The sequence below is a fragment of the Bifidobacterium colobi genome (genome assembly GCF_018555455.1).
GTDB classification, from domain to species: Bacteria; Actinomycetota; Actinomycetes; order Actinomycetales; family Bifidobacteriaceae; genus Bifidobacterium; species Bifidobacterium colobi.
Map to the genome: position 1 here is coordinate 105,362 of NZ_JAFEJU010000007.1, position 7,830 is coordinate 113,191.

Genomic DNA, 7,830 nt, shown 5'->3' on the forward strand with positions numbered 1-7,830 from the left:
ACCCGTTGCAGACATACGTTTTCATGCGTCTGCATGAAAATACGGGCTCAAATAGACGTTTTGACCGATTCGCAGTACGAAATAGGACATTATTAGCCGCTAGAACGTCCTTTTGGCGCTGTGAATCGCCGAAAACGTCCATTCTGGCCCGTGATTGGTGACGAGTTCGATGAATATAGGGAGAAGAAAGCCGCTACGCCCCAAGCAAACTGACCCCATCACCCCCAATCGGTAGAGTGGAATGCTATGAGTGATTTTGTGGATAGAGTGACCGTCCATGTCAAGGGCGGCGACGGCGGCAATGGCTCGGCAGGCATCCGCCGTGAGAAGTACAAGCCGTTGGCTGGCCCGAATGGCGGCAACGGCGGCGACGGTGGTTCCGTGATTTTTGAAGCAACCCGTAATGCGACCAGCTTGCTGGACTATCGTTTCATCCCGCATCGCACCGCAGGCAGCGGCACGATGGGCTTGGGCGACAACAAGGATGGTTCCAAGGGCGCCGATTTGATTCTGCCGGTGCCATGCGGCACGGTGATCTTCGAGGCTCGTGGTGCGCAGGGTAAGCCGAAGCACCCCGGCGAGCAGCTCGCCGATTTGCGTCACGAAGGCGACCGTTACATTGCTGCGGAAGGCGGTAACGGCGGCCTCGGCAACATCGCATTGGCCAATAAGACCCGTCGCGCCCCTGGTTTCGCCCTGCTCGGCGAGCCGGGCGAGGAGCGCGATGTGATTCTGGAGCTGAAGTCCATTGCCGACGTGGCATTGGTGGGCTTCCCGTCCGCAGGCAAGTCCAGCCTGATTGCCGCGATGAGCTCAGCCAAGCCGAAGATCGCCGACTACCCGTTCACCACGCTGGTGCCGAACCTCGGCGTGGTCATCGCCGGCGACTCCCGCTACACCATCGCCGACGTGCCTGGTCTGATTCCTGGCGCCTCCGAAGGCAAGGGCCTGGGCCTCGAATTCCTGCGCCACATCGAGCGCACGGAAATCATCGCCCATGTGATCGATTGCGCCACCCTTGAGCCCAACCGTGATCCGATGTCCGATTATGAGGCGCTCGAAAAAGAGCTTGCCCTGTACGCGGACAAGCTGGAGCTGCCGCTCGGCGCGATTCCGATCCCTGAGCGTCCGCGCATCATTATTCTGAACAAGATCGATGTGCCGGAAGCCAAGGAACTCGCCGATTTCGTCAAGCCGGAATTCGAGAAGCTTGGTCTCAAGGTCTACGAGATTTCCACCGCATCCCATGCCGGTTTGAAGGAGCTGAACTTCGCGCTGTCTGGCTTGGTCAAGGAGATGCGCGAGGAAGTCGCCAACCGCGAACAGGCCGAAGAAGAAGCCCGCGTGGTCATCAACCCGCTGGAAACCGGTCGTCGCCAGCGCCGCAACACCGGCAAGAATGGCGCTCAGCTGGACTTCACCGTGGAACGCCGCGAGCTCGGCGATGGCGAAGTGTTCTACGAGGTGCTCGGTACCAAGCCGGAACGCTGGGTGATGCAGACCAACTTCGACAACGACGAGGCTGTGGGCTACTTGGCTGACCGCCTGGCCAAGCTCGGTGTGGAAGACGAGCTGCGCCGCAAGGGTGCTCACCCCGGCGACGAGATCCGCATCGGTCGCGGTGCCCGCATGGTCGAGTTTGATTGGGATCCGACCATCTCCGCCGGTGCCGAAAACCTCGACGGCTCCAACCTGGGTGCACGCGGTAAGGATCTGCGACTTGAAGAGCAGGATCCGCGCGCCCGTCGCCGCTCCAACGCGGAACGCCGCGCCCAGTACCACGAGATGATGGACGCCCGCGCCGCAGTCCGTGAAGCTATGATGGCCGAACGTAAGGCCGGCCATTGGGCCGACCCGTCCATTGATGACGATCGCCACGACGAGACCAGTCTCTTTGGTCGCGGCGAAACATCGGACAACGACGCAGAAGAAGAGTAATCATGAGCACACCGAGCCAAGCTGAGGTCCGCAGCAGCATTGCTGCAGCCGGTACCATCGTGGTCAAAGTCGGCTCAAGTTCGCTGACCCAGCCAAGCGGCCACTTGGATCCTGCCAAGCTGGATGCGCTGGCCGCAGCCTTGGCTCAAGTGCGACTGATGGGTGGCCGCGTGGTACTGGTATCATCCGGTGCCATCGCGGCCGGCTTCGGCCCGCTCGGCTTTGATGCGCGCCCTGCCGACGTGGCTACTCAGCAGGCCACTGCGGCAGTCGGACAAGGTTTGCTGATGGCCCGGTATGAGACTGCGTTTGGCCGGTTCGGCATTCGCGTAGGCCAGATTCTCATTACTGCAGAGGATACGATTCGCGCTACGCAATACCGCAATGTGCAGCGTACGCTGGACCGTCTGCTTGACCTTGGTGTGGTGCCCATCATCAACGAGAATGATTCGTTGGCGTCCAATGAGATTCGCTTCGGCGACAACGACCGGCTTTCCGCGCTTATCGCCAATCTGGTGCGTGCGGAAGCATTGGTACTGCTCACCGATGTGGATGCATTGTATACGGCCCCGCCTTCCCAGCCCGGCTCGCGACGCGTGGAATACGTGCCCAATGTGATTGACGCGTTGGGTGATATCACTGTTTCCGGCTCCGGTTCCAAGGTAGGTACCGGCGGTATGGTCACCAAACTTGAAGCCGCGCGCGTGGCTGCCGTCTCCGGCATTCCGACTGTGCTGACATGTGCGGCAAATGCTGGCCCAGCCATGATGGGCGACCCGGTGGGCACGGTATTTGCGCCCGTGAAAGCGCGCGGTTCCGCGCGACGGCTATGGATCGGATTTGCCGCCGAGCCGCGCGGCACCATCATCGTCGATGCCGGTGCAGCCACAGCCATCCGTGGCGGCCGTGCCTCGCTGCTGGCAGCCGGTGCATTGGAAGCGCGCGGTGACTTCTCCGCTGGAGACCCAGTGTGGATTGATGATGAAGCTGACACACACTTGGCGCGCGGTCTCTCAGGATTTGATTCCGAGGAGATTCCGCAGATGCTCGGCCGCAATACCGCACAGTTGAAGCGATTCCTTGGTCCCGAGTACGCACACCCACTGGTGCATCGCGACAATCTCGTGTTGGTGTGACATTTCCTCCACGGTGTGGCAAATCGCTTGTAGTGCGATCTCTAATAATGGCGTTATTCCGCCAATGTGAATAATGAGGGTTGCCACACGGTGGAGAATGTACAACACCGTGGAAGGGCGATTGGCTATGACGGCACTCACTCTTGGCAACATCGTGCGTTCGGGCTATCGTGTGAACCATGACTATGGCTGAATGGCAAACACTTTCCGACCGTATTAACACCGTGGCCCCAAGTGCCACCCTTGCCGTCGATTCCAAGGCCAAGGCAATGAAGGCCGCCGGCCTCGATGTCATTGGTTTTGGCGCTGGCGAGCCGAACTTCCCGACCCCCGCCAACGTGGTCAAGGCAGCCGCTGACGCTTGCCTGGAGCCGAAGAACTACAAGTACACGCCCACCCCGGGTCTGCCTGAGCTGCGCGAGGCTATTGCGGCCAAGGTGCTGCGTGACTCCGGCTATGAGGTCACCGCAGACCAGGTGGTCGTGACCAACGGCGGCAAGCAGGCCGTGTATGAATCCTTCCAGATTTTGTTGAACCCGGGCGATGAAGTCATTATTCCGACCCCGTACTGGACCAGCTACCCGGAGGCTGTGAAGCTTGCCGGTGGTGTGCCGGTGGAAGTGTTCGCTGGTGCCGATGTGAACTTTGAGCCATCTCTGGAGGCGTTGGAAGCCGCTCGTACTGAGCGCACCAAGGCCATCATCGTGAACTCGCCGAACAACCCCACCGGTGCCGTCTGGAAGCCGGAAACCGTGGAAGCCATCGGTCGCTGGGCTGTTGACCATCACATCTGGATCATTTCCGACGAAATCTACGAGCACCTGAACTACGACGACGCCCACACCACCTACATCGGTGCCGTGGTTCCCGAATGCCGAAACCAGCTGCTGGTGTTGAACGGTGTGGCCAAGACCTACGCTATGCCGGGTTGGCGTGTGGGCTGGATGGTCGCCCCGGTGGAAGTGGCCAAGGCCGCCACCAAGCTGCAGGGACATATGACGTCCAACGTGGCCAACATCTCCCAGCGCGCTGCTCTGGCAGCTGTGGCCGGTCCACTGGATGAAGTGCACAAGATGCGCGAAGCGTTCGACGTGCGTCGCAGGGCCATCGTGGCTGCACTGAACGATATCGAAGGCGTGCACTGCCCGACCCCGACCGGTGCCTTCTATGCGTTCGCAGATATCACCGCACTGCTGGGCAAGCCGCTCGGTCCGAACGGTACTGTAGCTGAGACCTCCTCTGATTTCGCCGCCGCGCTGCTCGACGAAGCCCATGTGGCCGCCGTGCCTGGCGAGGCTTTCGGCGCACCCGGCTATCTCCGCTTCTCCTACGCGCTTGCCGACGCCGATTTGGCCGAAGGCATGAAGCGCATGAAGGAATGGATCGAGCAGTAGTGCACTGATCGCGACACGCGATTTGCGTTAATCCACCTCAGCCGTTACACTATCTGCTTGGCGGTTTTCGCCATGGCGAAGCGTTCTCTACAGAACGCCAGCTGAGGTGGATAACACCTAGGGAAGTGGCGCAATTGGTAGCGCAACGGTCTCCAAAACCGTAGGTTGTGGGTTCGAGTCCCGCCTTCCCTGCCAAGTCTTTCTAATAATCAAGCAGCTGACGCGAGGTACAGAATGGCTAAGACGAGCAACAATGAAAAGGCAGTCAAGCCGAATGTCTTCATGCGCATTGGTCTGTTCATCAAGCAGATCATTGACGAGCTTCGCAAGGTCGTTACTCCTACCGCCAAGGAACTGTTCTTCTGGTCTCTGGCTGTGTTCATCTTCGTGCTGCTGCTGATGGCCCTGGTCACTGGCATGGACTTCGGTCTGGGCAAGGCGACTCTGTGGCTGTTTGGCTGATTTCCAACAACCTAAGGTGAAACACACGCATGAGTGACGAACTGAATCTCGAAAACCTCGACGCTGTTCTTCCGAACGAGGAATCCGAAGCTGCTGCTCCGGCTGACGCTTCCGAGACCACTGAGGCCCCGGCTGCTGAAGCTCCTGTCGCATCCGTAGAGTCCACTTCCGCTCCTGTGGCACTGGACGAAGAAGACGAGCCTGAAGTCAACGAGTCTGAAGAAGCAGAAGGCACTGATGCCGGACAGCAGGCCGTTGAAGAGTTCTCCAAGTCCCTGCGTTCCCTCGATGGTAAGTGGTACGTCCTGCATACTTACTCCGGTTACGAGAAGCGTGTGAAGACCAACATCGAATCCCGTGTGGCATCCTTCGGCATGGAAGATCAGATCTTCCAGGTTGAAGTTCCGATGGAAGAAGTCGAGAAGCACACCGAAAAGGGCAAGAAGGTCATCACTCGCGTGCGCGTTCCCGGTTATGTGCTCATTCGCATGTGGCCTGATGAGAACGCTCGCCGCATTGTCCGTGAGACTGAAGGCGTCACCGGCTTCGTTGGCCCGACCAAGGATCCGGCTCCGCTCTCCCGCAAGGAAGTCGTTGCCATGATGGCTCCGATGATTGCTTCCGAAGCTCTGAAGGCCGCTGGCGATAAGCCTGCCGCCGCCAAGAAGCGCAAGGTCGAGGTCTCCTACGCCGTTGGCGATCAGGTCACCGTCACTGACGGCCCATTCGCCACCATGGAAGCCGTCGTCTCCGACGTCGAGCCCACCACCCAGAAGCTCACCGTGCTCGTGTCCATCTTCGGCCGCGATACGCCGGTGGAGCTGGGCTTCCACCAAGTCAAGAAACTCGACTGACGCACAATGATGGAGCGTCTTCTGCGTTGCTCCTCAGTCGCGGTACTTTTGTACCGCTTCCCTCGGTGCGCCTTGAAGCCGCACGCATCATTGCACGTCAGTAGCTGAAAGTTGTTGAAAAGAGTTCGACTCCGGTCGGGCTCTTTTTGTATTGCGGCGTGTTGTCCACTTGGTCTCGCATAATAGGAAAGCTTGTGTCTGGAGGGAAGACCCGCTAGCACAGCACAGCAATTATAAGTTGCGGGAGGAGACCGGTCTCGGATCAGCAGCCTCAATCACCCACGGATAAATAATGAGTCAAGACCGTGCGCGATGGGATGCTGAGAACAGATACGGCCACCATTTGAACCGCGTTATAGAAAGAAGAACCATATTATGGCTCCAAAGAAGAAAGTCTCAGCGCTGATCAAGCTGCAGATTCAGGCAGGCAAGGCCAACCCGGCCCCGCCGCTGGGTCCGGCCCTCGGCTCCCATGGCGTGAACATCATGGACTTCTGCAAGGCATACAATGCCCAGACGCAGGACAAGATGGGTCAGGTCATCCCTGTCGAGATCACCGTTTACGAGGATCGCTCCTTCACCTTCGTTCTGAAGACCCCGCCGGCCGCAGCTCTGCTGAAGAAGGCTGCTGGCATCGACAAGGGTACCGAGAACCCGCTGACCCACAAGGTCGGCTCTGTCACCAAGGCGCAGGTTCGCGAAATCGCTGAGATCAAGATGGAAGATCTGTCTGCTCGCGACATCGAGGCCGGCATGAAGATCATCGAGGGCACTGCTCGCTCGATGGGCATCACGGTTACGGACTGATAAGGAGATAGACAGATGGTAAAGCGTTCCAAGAAGTACCGCGAAGCCGCTGAGCGCGTCGATCGCAACAACCTCTACACCGCCAACGAGGCCATCGCTCTCCTGAAGAGCATGCCCTCCTACAACTTCGACCAGACCGTCGAAGCTGTGTTCCGTCTGAACGTTGACCCGCGCAAGGCTGACCAGCTCGTGCGTGGTACCGTCAACCTGCCTCACGGCACTGGTAAGACCGCTAAGGTCCTCGTGTTCGCTCGTGGCCCGAAGGCTACCGAGGCTACCGAGGCTGGCGCTGACATCGTCGGTGATGACGACCTGATCGCAAAGGTTCAGGGCGGCTTCCTCGACTTCGACGCCGTGGTTGCTACCCCGGACATGATGGGCAAGGTCGGCCGTCTGGGCCGTGTGCTCGGTCCGCGTGGCCTCATGCCGAACCCGAAGACCGGCACCGTGACCATGGACGTCACCAAGGCTGTCAAGGACATCAAGGGCGGCAAGATCGAGTTCCGTGTCGACAAGAACGGCAACCTGAGCTTCCTCATCGGCAAGATGAGCTTCGATGAGTCCGCTCTGGACGAGAACTTCAAGGCTGTGGCCGACGAAGTCAAGCGTCTGAAGCCGACCACCGTGAAGGGCCGTTACCTGACCAAGGCAACCATCACCTCCACGATGAACCCGGGCGTTCCGGTTGACCCGAACACCCTGGCCTGAGCGAGGCTAGCTGAGTAAGCTACATAAGGGACTTCCCGAAAGGGGAGTCCCTTTTTCGTATCATTCAGCAATTGATGTATTGCATGGCTGCATGCGTTCATTGCGATTCCTCATGGGCGAGGTGGCTGTTTCCGCGGACAAGGATGTTGGGAATACATCTGCAGTTTTCTCTTCATAGATGAGGGAAGTGTCGATAAGGAAGCTGACTGAGGGAGTTGAACGTGGGATGAATTGTTGCGACACGCCGGTGAACAGATTGTTTTGTTACTCCATGGCAATGCTGAGAGGGATATTCTGGGTGTAATACAGCGTTTGGAGTCTGTTTTCGACACGCCGATAGAATGGCTTTATAGAGCCGCTTGTCGGTGGTTTTCACCATGCCGATTTGCGTGGTTATGGTTTTGCGTGTAGGTTATTCATCTGTTGCCGCTCAGCGCGGCGGGCTTCCTTCCTGTGGTTGGTTGGCTGCCTGCTGGTGTGGTGGTGGTTTGAGAACTCAAGAGCGTGTTTGTACTACTTCTTTATAGTCAA

Annotated in this window: 7 protein-coding genes and 1 tRNA gene; all 8 read left to right on the forward strand. The window is 58.6% G+C overall.

Annotated features, from left to right (window positions below):
- Positions 1–246: 246 nt before the first annotated feature.
- The 8 genes from obgE (at position 247) to rplA (ending at position 7,299) form a co-directional block, all read left to right on the forward strand.
- Positions 247–1,938 (forward strand): GTPase ObgE, encoded by a 1,692-nt coding sequence (obgE, locus tag JS530_RS09355; protein ID WP_214376896.1) that lies wholly within the window; start codon positions 247–249, stop codon positions 1,936–1,938.
- A 2-nt stretch (positions 1,939–1,940) separates the two neighbouring features.
- Positions 1,941–3,074 carry a glutamate 5-kinase gene (gene proB, locus JS530_RS09360; RefSeq protein ID WP_214376897.1) on the forward strand — a complete coding sequence of 378 codons (1,134 nt, stop codon included), beginning with the start codon at positions 1,941–1,943 and terminating at the stop codon, positions 3,072–3,074.
- 185 nt (positions 3,075–3,259) lie between these two features.
- Complete coding sequence (locus JS530_RS09365) at positions 3,260–4,468, forward strand: pyridoxal phosphate-dependent aminotransferase (protein WP_214376898.1); 1,209 nt, start codon at positions 3,260–3,262, stop codon at positions 4,466–4,468.
- A 119-nt stretch (positions 4,469–4,587) separates the two neighbouring features.
- A tRNA-Trp gene (locus JS530_RS09370) sits at positions 4,588–4,663 on the forward strand.
- Positions 4,664–4,702: 39 nt separating this feature from the next.
- Positions 4,703–4,930, forward strand: coding sequence for a preprotein translocase subunit SecE (gene secE, locus JS530_RS09375; protein ID WP_214376899.1), 228 nt, complete (start codon positions 4,703–4,705; stop codon positions 4,928–4,930).
- Between the two features lie 29 nt (positions 4,931–4,959).
- On the forward strand, positions 4,960–5,784 hold the full coding sequence (gene nusG, locus JS530_RS09380; RefSeq protein WP_214376900.1) for a transcription termination/antitermination protein NusG: 825 nt from the start codon (positions 4,960–4,962) through the stop codon (positions 5,782–5,784).
- A 375-nt stretch (positions 5,785–6,159) separates the two neighbouring features.
- The gene (rplK, locus tag JS530_RS09385; RefSeq protein WP_214376901.1) at positions 6,160–6,591 is read left to right on the forward strand and encodes a 50S ribosomal protein L11; all 432 of its coding nucleotides are present in this window, start codon (positions 6,160–6,162) and stop codon (positions 6,589–6,591) included.
- A gap of 15 nt (positions 6,592–6,606) precedes the next feature.
- On the forward strand, positions 6,607–7,299 hold the full coding sequence (gene rplA / locus JS530_RS09390; protein ID WP_214376902.1) for a 50S ribosomal protein L1: 693 nt from the start codon (positions 6,607–6,609) through the stop codon (positions 7,297–7,299).
- Positions 7,300–7,830 lie beyond the last annotated feature (531 nt).

Excerpts from the sequence above, each read along its gene's own strand:
- obgE (WP_214376896.1), top strand. The coding sequence starts at position 247 with ATGAGTGATTTTGTGGATAGAGTGACCGTCCATGTCAAGGGCGGCGAC.
- proB (WP_214376897.1), top strand. The coding sequence starts at position 1,941 with ATGAGCACACCGAGCCAAGCTGAGGTCCGCAGCAGCATTGCTGCAGCC.
- JS530_RS09365 (WP_214376898.1), top strand. The coding sequence starts at position 3,260 with ATGGCTGAATGGCAAACACTTTCCGACCGTATTAACACCGTGGCCCCA.
- secE (WP_214376899.1), top strand. The coding sequence starts at position 4,703 with ATGGCTAAGACGAGCAACAATGAAAAGGCAGTCAAGCCGAATGTCTTC.
- nusG (WP_214376900.1), top strand. The coding sequence starts at position 4,960 with ATGAGTGACGAACTGAATCTCGAAAACCTCGACGCTGTTCTTCCGAAC.
- rplK (WP_214376901.1), top strand. The coding sequence starts at position 6,160 with ATGGCTCCAAAGAAGAAAGTCTCAGCGCTGATCAAGCTGCAGATTCAG.
- rplA (WP_214376902.1), top strand. The coding sequence starts at position 6,607 with ATGGTAAAGCGTTCCAAGAAGTACCGCGAAGCCGCTGAGCGCGTCGAT.